The sequence below is a fragment of the Massilia sp. DWR3-1-1 genome, assembly GCF_049898325.1.
In the GTDB taxonomy this organism is placed as follows: domain Bacteria; phylum Pseudomonadota; class Gammaproteobacteria; order Burkholderiales; family Burkholderiaceae_D; genus JAFCUW01.
Window position 1 is genome coordinate 64,477 of the sequence record NZ_JAFCXL010000005.1, and the last position, 18,031, is coordinate 82,507.

Consider the following 18,031-nt stretch of genomic DNA (forward strand, 5'->3'; position numbering starts at 1 on the left):
CGACGGCTTTATTCTTTTCGATCCAACATCAAATAACGAAACAGCCGTCCACGAGACGGCCAGGAACCAGCATGAGCAAACCTTCCATCGGCGTCATCGCCGCCGCCCTCGCCATCGTCGGCGCCACTGCCTGGTACCTGGTCGGCGTGGGCAACCATGCGCCCGCCGGCGCCAACAAGGCCGGCGCGGCCCAGCCCGCCACGGTGGTGAGCGTGATCAAGCCACTGCGCCAGGATGTGCCGGTGGCCTTGCAGTCGAACGGCACCGTCACGCCCCTGAGCACGGTGGACCTGCGCCCTCAAACGACCTCGACCATCCGCACCGTCCACATCAAGGAAGGCCAGTTCGTCAAGAAAGGCGAGCTGCTGTTTTCGCTCGACGACCGCAGCGACGCCGCCAATGTCGACAAGGCCCATGCCCAGATCGCCCGCGACCAGGCGGCGCTGGCCGACGTCGAACGCCAGTACAAGCGCAGCGCCGAACTGGTGGCGCAGAAATTCCTCGCCCAGAGCGCCCTCGACACCCTCAACAGCCAGGTCGATTCGGCGCGCGCACTGCTCAAGGCGGACCAGGCGGCGCTGCGCGCGTCGGGCGTCTCGGCCAGCTACAACGCCATCCGCGCGCCGATGGCGGGCCGGGTTGGCGCCATCAATGTCTATCCGGGTAGCCTGGTGCAACTGAGCACCTCGCTCACCACCATCACCCAGCTCGACCCCATCACCGTCTCGTTCACCCTGCCCGAGACGGCGCTGGGCGACCTGCTGGCGGCGCAAAAGCGGGGCAAGGTGGCCGTGCAGGTTACGCCCCCCGGCAGCATCAACGCCAAGCCCGTGACGGGCACCATCAGCTTCATCGACAACACCGTCGATTCCCTGTCCGGCACCATCCGCGTCAAAGCGCAGTTCGACAACCGCGACAGCAGCCTGTGGCCGGGCCAGTACGTCAACACCCGCATCACCGTGCAAAACCTGGCGGACGCCGTGGTGATTCCGCAAACGGCGATCATCATCAACACCCGCGGCACGTTTGTGTATGTCGTCGACGCCGACCAGTCGGCGCGCCAGGTGCCGGTGGCGCGCCTGCACGCCTGGGGCTTGAATGCGGCCGTGTCGGGCCTGACGGGCGACGAGCAGGTCATCACCGACGGCAAGCAGAACTTGCGGCCGGGCGGCAAGGTCAAGCTGGCCGAGACGGGCGAGAAGCAGGGTGAGAAGCAGGGCGAGAAGCAGCTTGAGAAGCAGGGCGAGAACATCGGTGACAAGAAGGGCGCAGAGGGCGGCAAGGCATGAATATTTCCGAACTGTGCATCCGGCGTCCCGTCATGGTGGTGCTGCTGTCGATCAGCATGATCCTGGTCGGCATCCTGGCCTACCGCAGCATTCCCGTGGCGGCCCTGCCCAGCTATAACACCCCCGTCATCAACGTCAACGCGAACCTGTCGGGCGCCAGTCCGGAAACCATGGCCTCGTCGGTGGCCTTGCCGCTGGAAAAGCAGTTTTCCACGATTGCCGGCATCAACCTGATTACCTCGTCGAGCACCCAGGGCTCCACCTCGCTGACGCTGGAATTCGATCCCTCGATCGACATCAACACGGCCGCCGTCGACGTCCAGGCCGCGCTGCTGGGCGCCCAGCGCCAGTTGCCGGCGGAAATGACGGAATTGCCGTCCTACCGCAAGGTCAATCCGGCCGATGCCCCGGTGCTGTTCATGACCATGACCTCGCCGTCGATGAGCTTGTCGGACCTGAACGACTACGCGGAAAACCTGATCGCCCCCAGCCTGTCGACCCTGCCGGGCGTGGCCCAGGTGACGGTCAACGGCCAGAAGCGCTTTGCCGTGCGCGTGCGGGCGCAGGCGGACCTGATGAATGCGCGCAACCTGTCGATGGATGAACTGGCCATCGCCCTGCGCGCCGCCAACTCGAATTCGCCGCTGGGCATCCTCGACGGCCCCAGCCAGACGCTGACCATCCAGGGCAATGCGCAACTGATGAAGGCCAGCGAATTTGCCGAACTGATCGTCGCCAACCGCAACGGCGATCCCGTGCGCCTGAAGGATGTGGCCACCGTCGAGGACAGCTTTCAGTCCGTCAAGACGGCCGGCAGCTACAACGGCGAGCGCTCCATCGTGCTGCTGGTGCAGCGCCAGCCGAATGCCAACACGGTCGAAGTGGTCGACGCCGTGCGCAAACTGTTGCCCCGTTTCGAGTCGCAAGTGCCGGCCTCGATCAAGATCAACCTGGTCAACGACCGTTCCGTGTCGATCCGCGAAGCCATCCACGACGTCAACCTGACGCTGGCGCTGACGGTGGCGCTGGTGGTGCTGGTGATTTTCCTGTTCCTGCACCGCGCCGCCGCCACCTTCATTCCGGCCATCACCATGCCGATCTCCCTGCTCGGTGCGCTGGCGCTGCTCAACTGGCTGGGCTACAGCCTCGATAACGTCTCCCTGCTGGGCATCACCCTGGCCGTCGGCCTGGTCGTCGATGACGCCATCGTGGTGCTGGAAAATATCGTGCGGCACATCGAGATGGGCAAAAAACCCCTGCACGCGTCCCTGGTGGGCGCCAAGGAGATGGGGTTCACGATTATTTCCATCTCCATTTCGCTGGTGGCCGTGTTCATCCCGATTTTCTTCATGCCCGGCGTGATCGGCCTGCTGTTCCATGAATTCGCCGTCGTCGTCGGCCTGTCGATCCTGGTCTCGGCGATCGTCTCGCTGACCCTGGTGCCGATGCTGGCCAGTCGCCTGCTGCCACCCCACGTGGAAAATGGCGAGGGCGAAAAAAGCTTTATCGGCCGCCACTTCGAAGCCGCTTTCGCCAAGGTGCGCAACGGCTACGCCAGCAGCCTGGACACGGCGCTGGCGCACCGCAACATCGTGCTGCTGGTGGCGCTGGCCACTTTTGCCCTGACGGTGGTGCTGTACGTGACGATTCCCAAGGGGTTTTTCCCCGAGGAAGACCTGGGCCAGATCCAGGTGACCACCGAAGCGGCCGAGGATACGTCCTCGGCGGCCTTGCTGGCGCTGCAGGAAAAAGCCGTCGCCATCATGATGGCCGATCGCGCCGTCAAGGACGTCACCTCGTTCACGGGTGGCGGCAACAGCGGCCGCATGTTCATGGTGCTCAAGCCCCGGGGCGAGCGCGACAAGATGCCGGTGGTGCTCGACCGCCTGCGCAAGGCCACCCGCGCGCTGCCCGGCATCGCCGTCTACCTGCGTCCCGTGCAGAACTTGCAACTGGGCGGGCGCCAGTCGAAGAGCCGCTACCAGTACACCTTGCAAAGCGTGGGCGCGGGCGCCGAATCGCTGGGCACCTGGGCGACCCGGTTCCAGGACGGCATGCGCAACAACCCGAATTTCCGCGACGTCACCAGCGACTCGCAGAACCGCGGCTTGCAGGCGCAGCTGAAAATCGACCGCGACAAGGCCAACACCCTGGGCGTGGCCATGGTCGACGTGCGCACCGCCCTGTACGCCGCGTTCGGCGAGCGCCAGGTCTCGACCATCTACGCCCCGGCCGCCTCGTATTACGTGATCCTCGAAGCGGCCGAGCAGGACCGCCAGTTCGACGACGCCCTGCAGCGCGTGTCGGTGCGCAGCAAGGACGGCCAACTGGTGAAACTGGCCAGCTTCGCCACCGTCGAGCGCACGGTGGGGCCGATTTCCGTCAACCACCAGGGCCAGTTGCAGGCCATCACCCTGTCGTTCAACCTGGCGCCGGACGTGCCACTGGGCGTGGCCACCGCCGCCATCGACAAGATGGGGCGCGACATGCGCTTGCCGGCCGCCGTCATCACCCGCTACGGCGGCGACGCCGCCGTTTTCCAGGATTCGCAGTCGAGCCAGATCATCCTGATCGTCGCCGCGCTGGGCGTGATCTACGTGCTGCTGGGGGTGCTGTATGAAAGTTTCATTCACCCGCTGACGATCCTGGCGGGCTTGCCCTCGGCGGCGGTGGGGGCGCTGCTGACCTTGCGCATCTTCGGCCTGGACCTGACCATGATCGCCATCATCGGCATCCTGATGCTGATCGGCATCGTCAAGAAAAACGCCATCATGATGATCGACTTCGCCCTCGACGCCCAGCGCAACCAGGGCATGACCCCGGCCGCGGCGATTCGCGAAGCGTGCGTGCTGCGCTTCCGGCCCATCCTGATGACCACGCTGGCCGCCTTGATGGGGGCGCTGCCGATCGCCCTGGGCCTGGGCGCCGGCGCCGAGCTGCGCCAGCCGCTGGGCCTGGCGGTGTGCGGCGGCTTGCTGTTCTCGCAAGTCATTACCCTGTACATCACGCCCGTGATTTATTTGTTCCTCGACAAATACAGCGGCTCCGGGCCGATGGACGACCAGCAGTTTGCCGAGGCCGAGGCGGCCGGCACGGCGCATTAACGAAAATTTACATGGCTTAGGCCGGGCTTAGCGCGATACATTCTGTAACATGCGCGGGCCCGGACTCTTGTAAGCTGCGCAGATGGCTTGATTTTTACCGGGCCTGGCCAGAACGTCGCTGCTCCCGAAGGTGTTTCGCGCCGCGCGCCCAAACCGGGTAGACTGCGGCCATCAGCGGGACGGATATCTCCCTTCGAGGCCATCACACATTGATTGAGCAGACCCTTATTTTGCGCGACCACCCCCATCACACCCATACCGACGACGAGATCTGCGCCCTGTGCGGGCAAGCGTTGCCGGTCGCCGGCGTGAGCGAGTACGGCCGGAAAAAAACCAGTCGTACCGGCATCGCCGTCACGGTGCTGCTGCACTTGCTGCTGATCGCCATTTACTTTCTGCAACCGAACCACGAGCGCCACGCGCCGCCGCCGGCCGGCGCCACCATGGTGTACATCGCGCCGCTGCCGCAAGGCAAGCCGAAGAAGACGCCGCCCCAGCAGCAGGCGCCCAAGAAAGCACCGAAGAGCAAGCCGACACCGCAGCCGGTCAACGTCAAGCGGCTGCCCAACACCATCACCTTGCCGGACGATAAACCGCCGCCCGTGCAAGTGGTCGAGCAGGCCCCGCCCACCCCGGCCAAGTCGACGCCGCCGCCCGAGACGGACATGCAAGCCTATGTGGAAGCGCGGCGCAAGGCGCGTGGGGCCAAGGACCCCAGCGAGGCCCCGGGCGAAGAGAGCGAGAACGCCAAGGCCACCCGTATTTCGATGGCCAATATTGCCTCCGCCAACGGCCGCTCGCGTGGCGACGACAACAATGAATCGGGTGGTGTATTTTCGATCACCAACAAGACCTTCAACCGTGCCGACGTCAAGTTCCGCGGCTGGAATCCGACGTTCAAGCGGCGCTGGCTGCAGCAGGTGACGGTGGAGCAGGGCACGGAGCGCGATATCGAGACGGCCATCGTCAATAAGATGATCGAACTGATTCGCAAGGAAAAAACCGGCGACTTCGACTGGGATTCGCACCGCTTGCAGCGGGTGGTCAAAATGAGTGCACGGCCACAGGACACGGCCGAACTGCAGGCTTTCCTGTTCAAAGAGATGTTCCCGGAATACAAGCCGCCGCGTCGTTAAACGCACAAGGGGGCGGGCACGCATGCGCGCCCGCCCCCTTGTTGTCGAATACCGCTGGCGCGTGATTAGCGCTGCAGCAGTCGCGCAATATCGCGCGCGAAATACGTCAGCACGCCGTCCGCGCCCGCCCGCTTGAACGCCATCATCGACTCCATCATGACCTTGTCGTGGTCGAGCCAGCCGTTTTGCGCGGCCGCCTTCAACATCGCGTACTCACCGCTGACCTGGTAGGCAAAGGTGGGCACGCGGAACTCGTCCTTGACGCGCCGCACGATGTCCAGGTAGGGCATGCCGGGCTTGACCATGACCATGTCGGCCCCTTCGGCCAGGTCCAGGCCCACTTCGCGCAAGGCTTCGTCGGAGTTGGCCGGGTCCATCTGGTAGGTGTTCTTGTCGGCCTTGCCCAGGTTGGCCGAGGAGCCGACGGCGTCGCGGAACGGGCCGTAAAACGCCGAGGCATACTTGGCCGAATACGCCATGATGCGCGTGTGGATGTGGCCGTTATCTTCCAGCGCGGCGCGGATGGCGCCGATGCGCCCGTCCATCATGTCCGACGGCGCCACGATGTCGACCCCGGCCCGCGCATGGGTGAGCGCCTGCTTGATCAGCATGTCGATGGTCGCTTCGTTGACGATGTAGCCGTTCTCGTCGGGCAGGCCGTCCTGGCCGTGGGTGGTGTAGGGGTCGAGCGCGATGTCGGTCAGGATGCCCAACTGGGGAAAGTGCGCCTTGAGCGTCTTGATGGCGCGCGGCACCAGGCCGTCCGGGTTGGTCGCCTCGGCGCCGTCGTAGGTCTTGAGGGCGCCATCGATGACGGGAAACAGGGCGATCACGGGAATGCCCAGGTTGACGCAATCTTGCGCAACTTCCAGCAGCAGGTCGACCGATACCCGCTCCACGCCCGGCATCGACGCCACCTGCTGGCGCTCGTTTGCGCCGTCGAGAATGAAGACGGGATAGATCAGGTCGTGCGGCGTGATGGTGTTTTCACGCATCAGGGCGCGCGAAAACGGATCGCGGCGCATGCGGCGCAGGCGGATCGACGGGTAGGCGGCAGGAATATGGGCGGGCATGGTGGGCGTTAGTCCTCGGTGTCTACAGGGTCGACCAGCACGGCGTCGGGGTCGGTTTCCACATCGACCAGGCCGAGCAGGTCGATGATCTTGTCGTTCGCTTCGTCGATGCCCACGCGCTTGAGGGCGGAGAACAGTTGCACGGTGAACGGAAAGCCTTCGCCGTCTTCATCGACGTAGCTGGCGAGCATTTGCTCGGCCTTGCGCAGGGCGTTGGTGGACTCGTTGCGGTTGAGCTTGTCGGCCTTGGTCAGGATGCAGTGGATCGGCTTGCCGGTGGGGGCGAACCATTCGAGCATCTGGATGTCGAGGTCGGTGAACGGGCGGCGCGAGTCCATGATCAGCACCAGCGCGGCCAGTTGCTCGCGGCGCTGGACGTAATCGCCCAGCAGCTTTTGCCAGTGCAGCTTGGCCGAACCGGACACTTCCGCGTAACCGTAGCCGGGCAAGTCGACCAGCAACGCTTCGATTTCGTCGAGACGGGTGGGGTCCTTGCGGTGCTGGCCCACGTGGGCACCACCGATGGAAAAGTAATTGATGTGCTGGGTGCGACCGGGGGTCTTGGAGGCGAACGCCAGCCCCTTCTGATTGGTGAGGATGTTGATGGCCGTCGATTTGCCGGCGTTGGAGCGGCCGGCAAAGGCGATTTCTGGGGCGACGGTGGTCGGCAGATCGCGCAATTGGTTGACGGTGGTAAAAAATCGGGCTTGCCAGAGTTTGGACATGGAGTGGGGTAAATTGCAATAAAAGCTGGCGATAACGCAAGAAAGCTATTGTACAATAAGAGGTTACGATGTCCGCATCCCGCCTTGACGGGGGACCTGAAAAATTGCAGGCGCGAGACCGCCTGCTGCAGGGCATCGGCCGGGCGTCCCTCAATAAAATCAATTTTTACATGGTCAGGGTGTTTGAATGAATCGAGCTTTGTTCCCGTCCGCCGTCACGGCATTTGTGAAATCGCTGATCGTTCTGGCCATCGTCGCCGGCACGGCCCAGGCCCAGGACGCCGGCCACGGCGCCGCCGCCGCGCCGGCCGCGAAAGTCGATCCCGCCAAGGGCGCCACCCTGTACGACAGCGGCGACGCCGCGCGCGGCTTGCCCGCCTGCGTGTCCTGCCACGGCGCCGCCGGCAACTCGACCATCGTCGCCAACCCGAAATTGTCCGGCCAGGTCTCGAATTACGTCTACAAGCAGCTGGTCGACTTCACCGGCCCCAACCGCGTCAACCCCATCATGACGGCCTATTCGAAAATGCTGACGGACGACGAGAAGAAAAACGTCGCCGCCTACCTTGCCAGCCAGGTCCCCAAAGCGGGCGCGGCCAGGAACAAGGACACGCTGGAAACGGGCCGCAAGATTTATCGGGGCGGCATCGCCGACAAGGGCGTGGCCGCCTGCGCCAGCTGCCACGGCGCCGCCGGCGATGGCTTGCCCATCCAGTACCCGCGCCTGGCCGGCCAGCACCAGGATTACACGGTCGCCCAGCTGACCACGTTCCGCAGCGGTGGCCGCAAGAACAGCGCGCCCATGAGCACGCTGGCCCAGCGCATGTCCGACGACGAAATGAAAGCTGTTGCCGATTACATCGCCGGCTTAAAATAGGCGGCTATCACGCACGCGGTGAAGTGGGGCGGCACGCGTCAGCGGGCCGCCCTTTTTTGTTGCAACCAGGATTAATCAATGCGCAGTAAGGAAATCGAATCACGCCGTCGGCCCCCCTATCTTGGCGATGTCGTCGAGCTGGTGTCGTCGATGCGCTTTGCCATCAGCTTGCTTGCCATCATCGCCATCTCGGCCATGATCGGCACGGTGATGCCGCAAAACGCGCCCATGCCCAACTACGTCGACCAGTTCGGCCCGTTCTGGTTCGAGGTGTTCAAGCACCTGGGCCTGTACGCGGTGTACTCGGCGTGGTGGTTCCTGCTGATCCTGGTGTTCCTGATTGCCTCGACGGCCCTGTGCATCACCCGCAACGGCCCGCGCATGCTGCGCGACATGCGCAGCTGGCGCGAGAACGTGCGCGAGGAATCGCTGCGCAATTTTCACCACAAGGCGGTGTGGCGCACGGCCCTGGCGCCGGCCGAACTGGCACGCCAGAGCGTGGCGCGGCTGGCCGACGCGGGCTACCAGGCCAAGGTCGTCACCAAGCCGAACGGCGTCCTGGTGGCGGCCAAGAAGGGCGCGTTTAACAAGCTCGGCTACATTTTTGCCCACAGCGCCATCATCGTCATCCTGGTGGGCGGCATGCTCGACTCCGATTTGCCCATCCGCTTCCAGCAATGGTTCATGGGCAAGACGCCGTTTGCCGGCAACGGCCTGATCTCGCAGATTCCCGCCCAGCACCGGCTGGGACTGGGCAATCCCACCTTCCGCGGCAACACCGAGATTCCCGAAGGGGGCAGCAGCCCCGTGGCCATCATTCCGCAAGCGACCGGGGTGCTGGTGCAGGAGTTGCCGTTCACGATCGAGCTGAAAAAATTCCACATCGATTTCTATTCGACGGGCATGCCGAAACTGTTCGCCAGCGACGTCGTCATCCGCGACCACGAGACCAATCGCACCTTTCCGGCCACCATCGAGGTCAACAAGCCGCTCATCTACAAAGGGGTGGCGGTCTACCAGTCCAGCTTCGGCGACGGCGGCAGCAAGCTCACGCTGACCGGTTTCCCCATGACGGGCAGTGACGCGAGCGGCTTTCCCGTCAAGGGCGAAGTCAATGCCGCCACGCCCTTCAAGCGCGGCAACGAGCAGTACAGCATCGAATGGACGGGGTTTCGGCCGTTCAACGTGGAAAACCTGGGCAGCCAGGATGCCCGCGCCGTCAAGCAGGGCAGCAGCCTGAACGAGCAACTGTCGGCCAGCCTGGACAAGCATTCCGGTTCGGCCGCCAAGAACGCCAACAACAAGGACTTGAAGAACGTGGGCCCCAGCGTCCAGTACAAGCTGCGCGACAGCACCGGCCAGGCGCGCGAATACCAGAATTACATGCAGCCCGTCACCATCGATGGCGGCCAGGTCTACCTGTCGGGCATGCGCGCCAGCGAAGCGGAGGCATTTCGTTTCCTGCGCATTCCCGCCGACGACGCCCACAGCGTGCGCGACTGGATGAGCCTGCGCGCCGCCCTCGCCAACCCCGTCATGCGTGCCGAGGCGGCTGCCCGCTACGCGCGCCAGGCCATTCCGCCCGCTGCCAGTGCCGAAGCGGCCGCCTTGTCGGCCCAGTTGCAGGAGTCGACCGCGCGCACGCTGGCCATTTTCGCCGGCAAGGGTGCCGGCGACGGCGGCCTGGCCGCGGTGGCGAAATTCATCGAAGGCATCAAGGTGCCGGCCGAGGAACAGACCAAGGCGGCGAATATTTTCATGAAGATGCTCGACGGCAGCCTGTGGCAGCTGTGGCAAGTGGCTCGCGAGGGCGCCGGACTGGCGCCGGCCGCGCCCAGCGAGGCGCACGCCCGCTTCCTGCAACTGTCGATGCTGGCCTTGTCGGACAGCGTGTTTTACGGCGCCCCCGTCTACCTGCAGCTCGATGAGTTCGTCGAGGTCAAGGCTTCCGTGCTGCAGGTGACGCGCTCGCCCGGCAAGAAAGTGGTCTACCTGGGCTGCTTCCTGCTGATCCTGGGCGTGTTCTCCATGTTTTATATTCGCGAGCGGCGCCTGTGGATCTGGATTGCCGACAGCGATGGCGGCAGCGAAGGCTTGATGGCCATGAGCACCCAGCGCAAGACGCTCGATTTCGAGCACGAATTTAACGATATGACAGCCAAGCTGGCGCAATCGGCGTAAGCTGGCCCGGTTCAGGAGACTACGATGGAATTATCACAAACACCGCCCGGCGCCGCCGCCTACGTGCAGGCGCCCGGCTATTTCCGCCGCTTGCAGGTGCTCGACTGGCTGTTCGCCGTCGTGCTGGCGGCAGGCGCCGGCTTCGCCCTGCAGCGCTACGGCAGCTTCATGGATGTCTACGAGCAAGCCATCCTGGTCTGCGCCGTGCCCACCTTCGCCGCCCTGGGCTGGCACTGGAAACCGGTGCGCACGCTGATGCCGCTGGTGGCCGTGCTGGCGTTCTGCGCCATCGCGCTGTACGGGGGCAATCTCGATATGGCGAACAAGAAATTTTTCCTCAAATACATGCTGTCGTCGCAGTCGGCGATCCTGTGGATGAGCACCCTGTTCGTGTTTTCCACCGTGTTCTACTGGATCGGCCTGGTGGCCCGCTCGCCGTTCGGCGGCGCCGTCGGCTCCAAGCTGTGCTGGGCGGCCGTGGTGCTGGGCTGGACCGGCATGATGGTGCGCTGGTACGAGTCCTACCTGATCGGCAGCGACGTCGGCCACATCCCCGTGTCGAACCTGTACGAAGTGTTCATCCTGTTTTCGATGATCACCGCCATGTTTTATCTGTACTACGAACAGCACTACGGCACCCGCCAGCTGGGCGCCTTCGTGCTGCTGGTGATTGCCGCCGCCGTTGGCTTCTTGCTGTGGTACACCGTCACGCGCGACGCCGCCGACATCCAGCCGCTGGTGCCGGCCCTGCAAAGCTGGTGGATGAAAATCCACGTGCCCGCCAATTTCATCGGCTACGGCACCTTCGCCCTGGCCGCCATGGTGGGCGCGGCCTACCTGCTCAAGTCGCACGGCTACCTGGTCGACCGCCTGCCCCCGCTGGAAGTGCTCGACGACGTCATGTACAAGGCCATTTCCGTCGGCTTCGCCTTCTTCACGGTGGCCACCATCCTGGGCGCCCTGTGGGCCGCCGAGGCCTGGGGCGGCTACTGGTCGTGGGACCCGAAAGAAACCTGGGCGCTGATCGTCTGGCTCAACTACGCGGCCTGGCTGCACATGCGCCTGATGAGCGGGCTGCGCGGCAGGGTGGCGGCCTGGTGGGCGCTGGTGGGCTTGCTGGTGACGACGTTTGCCTTCCTGGGAGTGAATATGTTCCTGTCGGGTTTGCACTCGTATGGCAAGTTGTAAGGGCAGGTCATCAGCGGGTCAGCGCACGAAACAATGTAACAATTTGGTGTATGGTTAAGGCAAATTAAAGGATTGCGCCCCATCCTGTGAAGGTGCAGTTTCACACCACTGATTGTTAAGGAACGCCATGCAGATCCCACGCCGTCCGAACGGACTCGATGTACCGTACTCCTCCGAAATCACGCCGCAGGCCGTCTACGAACAGCGCCGTGAATTCATCCAGAAGATGGCGCTGGGCGCCGTCGCCGGCGGCGCCCTGTGGGAGATGGCCAACCGCGAAGCGTTCGCGCAGACGCCGGCGGCCAAACTGGCCGCCAAGCTCAACCCCGCCTACTCGGCGCTGGACAAGCCGACGCCGTTCAAGGATGCCTCGACCTACAACAATTTCTACGAGTTCGGCACCGACAAGTCCGAGCCGGCCGTCAACGCCCACACCCTGAAAACCCGGCCGTGGACGGTGTCGATCGAGGGCGAAGTCAACAAGCCCATGACGATCGACATCGATGCGCTGACCAGGCTGGCCCCGCTGGAAGAGCGCGCCTACCGCCTGCGCTGCGTCGAGGGCTGGTCGATGGTCATTCCGTGGATCGGTTACTCGCTGTCGAACCTGATCAAGAAGGTCGAGCCGACGGGCAACGCCAAGTTCATTGAATTCGTCACCCTGGCCGACCCCAAGCAAATGCCGGGCGTGAACAGCCGCGTGCTCAACTGGCCTTACGTCGAAGGCTTGCGCATGGACGAGGCGATGCACCCGCTGACCTTGCTGACGGTGGGCATGTACGGCCAGGTCCTGCCGAACCAGAATGGCGCCCCCGTGCGCATCGTGGTGCCCTGGAAATACGGTTTTAAATCGGCCAAGTCGATCGTCAAGATCCGCTTCGTGAAGGAGATGCCGAAAACCGCGTGGAATGTCTCGGCGCCGTCCGAATACGGCTTCTATTCGAACGTCAATCCTGACGTCGACCACCCGCGCTGGTCGCAGGCGAGCGAGCGCCGGATCGGCGAAGACGGCTTCTTCCAGAAAAAACGCAAGACCCTGATGTTCAACGGCTACAGCGATGTCGCCTCGCTGTACACGGGCATGGACCTGAAAAAGAACTTCTGATCATGGCGGCCTTCACCCCCGGCGCGCGCCAGGTCAGCGCCATCAAGGCGATGATTTTCCTGCTGGGCTTGATACCGGTGGCGAAGATGGCCTACCTGACGGTGAGCGGGCAGCTGGTCGAGCCGCTCGAGCACATCACCCGCGGCACGGGTGACTGGACCTTGTATTTTCTGTGCATCACCCTGGCGGTGACGCCGCTGCGCCGCCTGAGTGGCTGGAACTGGCTGGTGAAACTGCGCCGCGAAGTGGGGCTGTTTGCGTTTTTCTACGCCTTCCTGCACTTCATGACCTTCCTCTGGTTCGACCATTTCTTCGACCTGGCCGCCATGTGGAAAGACGTCGTCAAGCGGCCCTTCATCACCGTCGGTTTTATCGCCTTCGTGCTGCTCATTCCGCTGGCGGCCACCAGCACCAACGCCATGATCCGCGCACTGGGCGGCAAGCGCTGGCAATGGCTGCACCGGCTGATCTACCTGATCGCGCCGCTGGGCATCCTGCACTTCTGGTGGATGAAGGCGGCCAAGCACAATTTCCAGGAGCCGATCATCTTCGGCGCCATCGTGGCGCTGCTGCTGGGCATGCGGCTTTACTGGAAACTGCGCAAGCCGGCGCGCGCGGCAATGCCGGCGCGCGCCGGCGATCCGCTTACTTGACCACTTTTTCCAGCGCGAACAGGTCGGCCGCCTGTTCGCGTTCGCGCACCAGGTGGGCGGTGGCGCCGTCGATGAGCACTTCGGCGGCGCGCCCGCGCGTGTTGTAGTTCGATGCCATCGACTGGCCGTAAGCGCCCGCGCTCATGATGGCCAGCACATCGCCCGGTTCGGCCGACAGGATGCGGTCGTGCGCGAGCCAGTCGCCCGATTCGCACACGGGGCCGACGACGTCGTACAGGTCGGCCGAGGTGCCGCTGCGCGGCTGCACGGGCTGCACGCCCATCCATGCCTGGTACAGGGCCGGGCGCATCAGGTCATTCATGGCCGCATCGACCACGCAGAAATTCTTTTCTTCGCCTTTTTTCAGGTATTCGACGGTGGTCAACAGCACCCCCGTGTTGCCGACGATGGAACGGCCCGGCTCGAAAATGACCTTGATGGGCACGCCGTCATGGCGTTCGCGGCGCCACTGGTCGATGCGGTGGAACAGCCGGCCCAGGTAATCGGCCACCGGCACCGGCGGCGCTTCGCCCGCTTCGCCATAATCGATGCCCAGGCCGCCACCGATGTCCAGGTGGTGCAGCACGATGCCTTCGAGGGCCAGGTCGTCGATCAGGTCGATGAGCTTGTCGAGTGCTTCGAGCAGGGGCGCGTCGTCGAGCAGTTGCGAGCCGATGTGGCAATCGATGCCGGCCACTTCCAGGTGGGGCAGGGCGGCGGCGACGCGGTAGGTGTCCATGGCATCGTCGAAGGCGACGCCGAACTTGCTCGCCTTCAGACCGGTGGCGATATAGGGGTGGGTCTTGGCGTCCACATTCGGGTTCACGCGCAGCGAGATGCGGGCGGTCTTGCCCATGCTGCCGGCCACGGCATTGAGGCGGTGCAGTTCGGGGATCGACTCGACGTTAAAGCACAGGATGTCGTGGCTGAGCGCCAGGCGCATTTCCTCGACGCTCTTGCCGACACCGGAAAAAATCACTTTGCGGGGATCGCCCCCCACCGCCAGCACGCGCAGCAGTTCGCCGCCGGAGACGATGTCGAAACCGGCGCCGCGGCGCGCCAGCAGGTCGAGAATGGCCAGGTTGGAATTGGCCTTCATGGCGTAGCACACCAGCGCCGGGCGGCCGCTGCAGGCGTCGGCGTAGGCATCGAAATTGTGCAGCAAGGCCGCTTTCGAATACACGTACAGGGGCGTGCCATAGTGCGCGGCGACGGACGACAGCGCGGTGGTTTCGGCGTGCAGGACGCCATCGTGGTAATCAAAGTATGGCGTGGTGTGGGGCATGGCGGGCTGATCGTACTTGCGGGTTAATAGGTGGATACGGTGTTATGGCGACGGCGTGCCAGCGGGCTGGGCGGGTACGGTGGAGATCACCGGGGGCACCGGCGCCGGCTGCACGACGGGGGGCCGGGCGACGGTTTTGGGCATGTACAAGGGGCCGGTCTGGCCGCAGCCGGGCAGGGCGAGGCAGAACACAATTGCGGGCGCGAGCGCGGGAAGAGACTTCACGTTTAGAATCACTGTCTGATTGATGGAATTTGGACCACGACTTGGAGTGTAGCATGAGCGAAACAGAATTTTTGGACCTGGCCGAAAGCACCTTGAATACCATCGAGGCGGCCATGGACCGCCTCAACGATGAAGACGTCATCGACGTCGAATGCAAGCGCAGCGGTAACGTGCTCGAGATCGAATTCATCGATAACGGCAGCAAGATCATCGTCAACAGCCAGGCGCCCATGCAGGAATTGTGGGTGGCGGCGAAGGCGGGCGGTTACCACTACAAGCGGGTGGACGCGCAGTGGATCAACACCCGCGACGGCTCGGAACTGTTCGCCGCCCTGTCGACCCTGGCCAGCGGCCAGGGCGGCGCCACCGTCACACTGTAAGTTCCCACAGGGGGACGACCCGTCCCCCTCGCCTTGCACCCGTCAGAACAACTCGTTCTTGACCGCATCCTTCTGCTTCTCTTCGGCCGGCGTGCCGCGCGTGCCCACGTCCAGGCTTTGCACACCCGTCCCCGGCGGGTTCTCCGCATAATAATATTCGTCGCCATACTGGACCAGTCCGGCCGGCACCACGCGCTCTTCGACGGGCACGGTCTTGAGCGCCTTTTGCATGTAGTTGATCCAGATGGGCAGGGCCAGGCCGCCGCCCGTTTCCTTGTTGCCCAGGTTGCGCGGCTGGTCGTAACCGATCCAGGCGATGCCCACCATATTGCCCGCGTAGCCGGCGAACCAGGCGTCGATCGAATCGTTGGTGGTGCCCGTCTTGCCGGCCAGGTCGGCCCGTTTCAGTACCAGCGCCTTGGTGGCGGTGCCATAGCGCACCACGTCCTTGAGCATGCTGTCGACCAGGAAGGCATTGCGCTCGTCGATGACGCGGTTGCCGTCCACGCCCGCCTTGTCGGGCGCCGCCTGCGACAGGATCTTGCCGTCGGCGTCCGTCACTTTCGAGATCAGGAAGGGGCTGACCCGGTAGCCGCCGTTGGCGAACACGGCGTAGGCGCCGGCCATCTGCAACGGCGTCGTCGAGCCCGCGCCCAGCGCCAGCGTCAGGTAGGGCGGATTCTTGTCGGGATCGAAGCCGAAGCGGCTCGTGTATTCCTGGCCATACTTGGCGCCGATCTTGTGCAGGATGCGAATCGAAATCATGTTCTTCGATTTCGTCAGGCCGCGCCGCATGGTCATCGGGCCGTCGTACTTGCCGTCGTAGTTTTTCGGCTCCCACGCCTGTCCGCCCGTCTGGCCCGCATCGAAGGAAATCGGGGCGTCGTTGATGATGGTGGCCGGCGACAGTCCCCGCTCGAGCGAGGCCGAATAGATGAAGGGCTTGAACGAGGAGCCGGGCTGGCGCCAGGCCTGGGTGACGTGGTTGAACTTGTTGCGGTTGTAGTCGAAGCCGCCCACCAGGGCGCGAATCGAGCCGTCGGTGGCGTCGGCGGCGACGAAGGCCGATTCGATTTCCGGCATCTGCGTCACGCTCCAGGTGGCGCCGCCCTCCTGGGTCACGCGGATCACGGCGCCGCGGCGCAGGCGGCGGTTGGGCGCGGCCTTGTCGGAGAGCCATTCGCGGGCGAACGCCAGGCCGGCGCCCGATATGCGGATTTCTTCGCCCGAGGCGGTGACGGCGACGATGCCGCTGGCGTTCGCCTGCAGCACCATGGCGGCGATGATGTCGTCGCTGTCGGGGTGCTCGGCCAGCTCCGTCTCGATCGCTTCGTCGGCGTCTTCCTTCACGTTGGGAATGTCGATGTAGGCGTCCGGGCCCCGGTAAGGGTGGCGCTTTTCATAGTCCATCACCCCGCGGCGCAGCGCCAGGTAAGCGGCGTCCTGGTCGGCCTTGGTGACGGTGGTAAACACGTTCAAGCCCCGCGTGTAGGTTTCTTCCTTGAACTGCTCGTAGACCAGCTGGCGCGCCATTTCCGCCACGTACTCGGCGTGCACGCCGAACTCGCCGCTGTCGGTCTTGATTTTCAGGGGCTCGGCCTTGGCCGTTTCAAACTGGGCGTCCGTGATGTAGCCCAGCTGGTGCATGCGCACGAGGATGTACTGCTGGCGCATGCGCGCGCGCTTGGGGTTGACCACGGGGTTGTAGGCCGACGGCGCTTTCGGCAGGCCGGCCAGCATGGCCGCTTCGGCCACCGTGATGTCTTTCAGATTCTTGCCAAAATAAATTTGCGCCGCTGAACTGAAACCGAAGGCCCGCTGGCCCAGGTAGATCTGGTTCATGTAGACCTCGAGGATCTGGTCCTTGCTGAGGTTTTTTTCGATTTTCCACGCCAGCAACACTTCGTAGGCCTTGCGCTTCAAGGTCTGTTCGGACGACAGGAAGAAGTTGCGCGCCACCTGCTGGGTGATGGTCGAGGCGCCCTGGCGGGCGCCGCCGGTGGCGTTGTGCACGGCAGCGCGCAGGATGCCCAGGTAGTCGACCCCGCCATGCGAATAGAAGCGGTCGTCCTCGATGGCCAGCACGGCTTTTTTCATCACCGTGGGGATCTCGGCAAACCGCACGAGGGTGCGCCGCTCCTCGCCGAATTCACCGATCAGCACGCCGTCGGCGGAGAACACCCGCAGCGGCATTTTCGGACGGTAATCGGTCAGGGTGTCCAGTGCCGGCAGGTTCGGATAGGCCATCGCCAGCGCGAACACCACCACCAGCACCGCCGCCAGCGCGCCGCCGCCCAGCACACCCGCCACGATCAGCGCGATACGCCTGGGCGTGAGCGGCCGGCCGCCGGGCGTGGCCTGCGAGGACCGGGCCTGTTTGTCGGATTTTGTCGAGCCGTTCGATGACTTCATGCGCGCACATCTTTCAGTTAACTAAACCCGTGCATTATACGGGAGCCCTGCGGCAATTCCCGCTTCGGCAAGGGGGTACTGCAAGGGGGAAAGTTTGCCTCAAGGTCAACTCCGATGGCAGTTTATAATGGCCGGCCCCCCTTCCAGTGGTGCAGCCGACAACTGTGATGTCGGCCCGCTCACAGAGTGTGGCATCCACGCCCGTACACCGAATGTTCCAATGTAGAAATACCTTTACACCCCGCGAAGAGTGTTGCTACGATTTAATGTGCCGCCTTACGTGATTCAGCTAAGTGGCGGTTTTTTAACAAATTCCACGTCGTTGAGCGCGATTGATATCGGTTCGGCAATGTCATCTTGCAGGCCGTATCGGCATCGCGGTAGTTGAGGAGTACGGT

14 protein-coding genes are annotated in these 18,031 nt (G+C 63.9%); 9 read left to right on the forward strand and 5 right to left on the reverse strand.

The window, feature by feature from the left end:
- The first annotated feature begins 71 nt into the window (after positions 1–71).
- The 3 genes from ACP7EY_RS06860 to ACP7EY_RS06870 all read left to right on the forward strand — a co-directional run bounded on the left by ACP7EY_RS06860 (position 72) and on the right by ACP7EY_RS06870 (position 5,529).
- Positions 72–1,289 carry an efflux RND transporter periplasmic adaptor subunit gene (locus ACP7EY_RS06860; protein ID WP_426191783.1) on the forward strand — a complete coding sequence of 406 codons (1,218 nt, stop codon included), beginning with the start codon at positions 72–74 and terminating at the stop codon, positions 1,287–1,289.
- Complete coding sequence (locus ACP7EY_RS06865) at positions 1,286–4,393, forward strand: efflux RND transporter permease subunit (protein WP_426191785.1); 3,108 nt, start codon at positions 1,286–1,288, stop codon at positions 4,391–4,393. The genes ACP7EY_RS06860 and ACP7EY_RS06865 overlap by 4 nt, the downstream gene beginning before the upstream one ends.
- A 230-nt stretch (positions 4,394–4,623) precedes the next feature.
- The gene (locus ACP7EY_RS06870; RefSeq protein ID WP_426191787.1) at positions 4,624–5,529 is read left to right on the forward strand and encodes a hypothetical protein; all 906 of its coding nucleotides are present in this window, start codon (positions 4,624–4,626) and stop codon (positions 5,527–5,529) included.
- Between the two features lie 65 nt (positions 5,530–5,594).
- Here the strand turns inward: ACP7EY_RS06870 and hemB are convergent, their stop codons facing one another.
- Together hemB and yihA are read right to left on the reverse strand one after the other, a co-directional pair.
- Positions 5,595–6,602 carry a porphobilinogen synthase gene (hemB, locus tag ACP7EY_RS06875; RefSeq protein WP_426191789.1) on the reverse strand — a complete coding sequence of 336 codons (1,008 nt, stop codon included), beginning with the start codon at positions 6,600–6,602 and terminating at the stop codon, positions 5,595–5,597.
- An 8-nt stretch (positions 6,603–6,610) separates the two neighbouring features.
- A complete protein-coding gene (gene yihA, locus ACP7EY_RS06880; protein ID WP_426191791.1) occupies positions 6,611–7,327 on the reverse strand; it encodes a ribosome biogenesis GTP-binding protein YihA/YsxC in 717 nt (238 codons plus the stop codon).
- Positions 7,328–7,514: 187 nt separating this feature from the next.
- On the opposite strand from yihA, the gene ACP7EY_RS06885 reads away from it, so the two are divergent.
- The 5 genes from ACP7EY_RS06885 to ACP7EY_RS06905 all read left to right on the forward strand — a co-directional run bounded on the left by ACP7EY_RS06885 (position 7,515) and on the right by ACP7EY_RS06905 (position 13,331).
- Entirely contained in the window at positions 7,515–8,204 is a 690-nt protein-coding gene (locus tag ACP7EY_RS06885; protein ID WP_426191793.1) for a c-type cytochrome, read from the forward strand.
- Between the two features lie 78 nt (positions 8,205–8,282).
- Positions 8,283–10,385: a cytochrome c biogenesis protein ResB gene (locus tag ACP7EY_RS06890; protein ID WP_426191795.1), complete on the forward strand. Its 2,103-nt coding sequence runs from the start codon at positions 8,283–8,285 to the stop codon at positions 10,383–10,385.
- A 24-nt stretch (positions 10,386–10,409) separates the two neighbouring features.
- On the forward strand, positions 10,410–11,573 hold the full coding sequence (ccsB, locus tag ACP7EY_RS06895; protein WP_426191797.1) for a c-type cytochrome biogenesis protein CcsB: 1,164 nt from the start codon (positions 10,410–10,412) through the stop codon (positions 11,571–11,573).
- 127 nt (positions 11,574–11,700) lie between these two features.
- Complete coding sequence (msrP, locus tag ACP7EY_RS06900) at positions 11,701–12,678, forward strand: protein-methionine-sulfoxide reductase catalytic subunit MsrP (RefSeq protein ID WP_426191799.1); 978 nt, start codon at positions 11,701–11,703, stop codon at positions 12,676–12,678.
- Between the two features lie 2 nt (positions 12,679–12,680).
- Complete coding sequence (locus ACP7EY_RS06905) at positions 12,681–13,331, forward strand: sulfite oxidase heme-binding subunit YedZ (RefSeq protein ID WP_426191801.1); 651 nt, start codon at positions 12,681–12,683, stop codon at positions 13,329–13,331.
- Here the strand turns inward: ACP7EY_RS06905 and lysA are convergent.
- Together lysA and lptM are read right to left on the reverse strand one after the other, a co-directional pair.
- A complete protein-coding gene (gene lysA / locus ACP7EY_RS06910) occupies positions 13,324–14,616 on the reverse strand; it encodes a diaminopimelate decarboxylase (protein ID WP_426191803.1) in 1,293 nt (430 codons plus the stop codon). The two genes, ACP7EY_RS06905 and lysA, sit on opposite strands and share 8 nt — an antisense overlap.
- Before the next feature lie 42 nt (positions 14,617–14,658).
- The gene (lptM, locus tag ACP7EY_RS06915; protein WP_426191805.1) at positions 14,659–14,841 is read right to left on the reverse strand and encodes an LPS translocon maturation chaperone LptM; all 183 of its coding nucleotides are present in this window, start codon (positions 14,839–14,841) and stop codon (positions 14,659–14,661) included.
- A 53-nt stretch (positions 14,842–14,894) separates the two neighbouring features.
- Here lptM and cyaY point away from each other — a divergent pair, with 53 nt between their 5' ends.
- Positions 14,895–15,221 carry an iron donor protein CyaY gene (cyaY, locus tag ACP7EY_RS06920; RefSeq protein WP_426191807.1) on the forward strand — a complete coding sequence of 109 codons (327 nt, stop codon included), beginning with the start codon at positions 14,895–14,897 and terminating at the stop codon, positions 15,219–15,221.
- A gap of 42 nt (positions 15,222–15,263) precedes the next feature.
- Here the strand turns inward: cyaY and ACP7EY_RS06925 are convergent, their stop codons facing one another.
- Positions 15,264–17,633: a penicillin-binding protein 1A gene (locus ACP7EY_RS06925; protein ID WP_426191809.1), complete on the reverse strand. Its 2,370-nt coding sequence runs from the start codon at positions 17,631–17,633 to the stop codon at positions 15,264–15,266.
- Between the last annotated feature and the right edge of the window lie 398 nt (positions 17,634–18,031).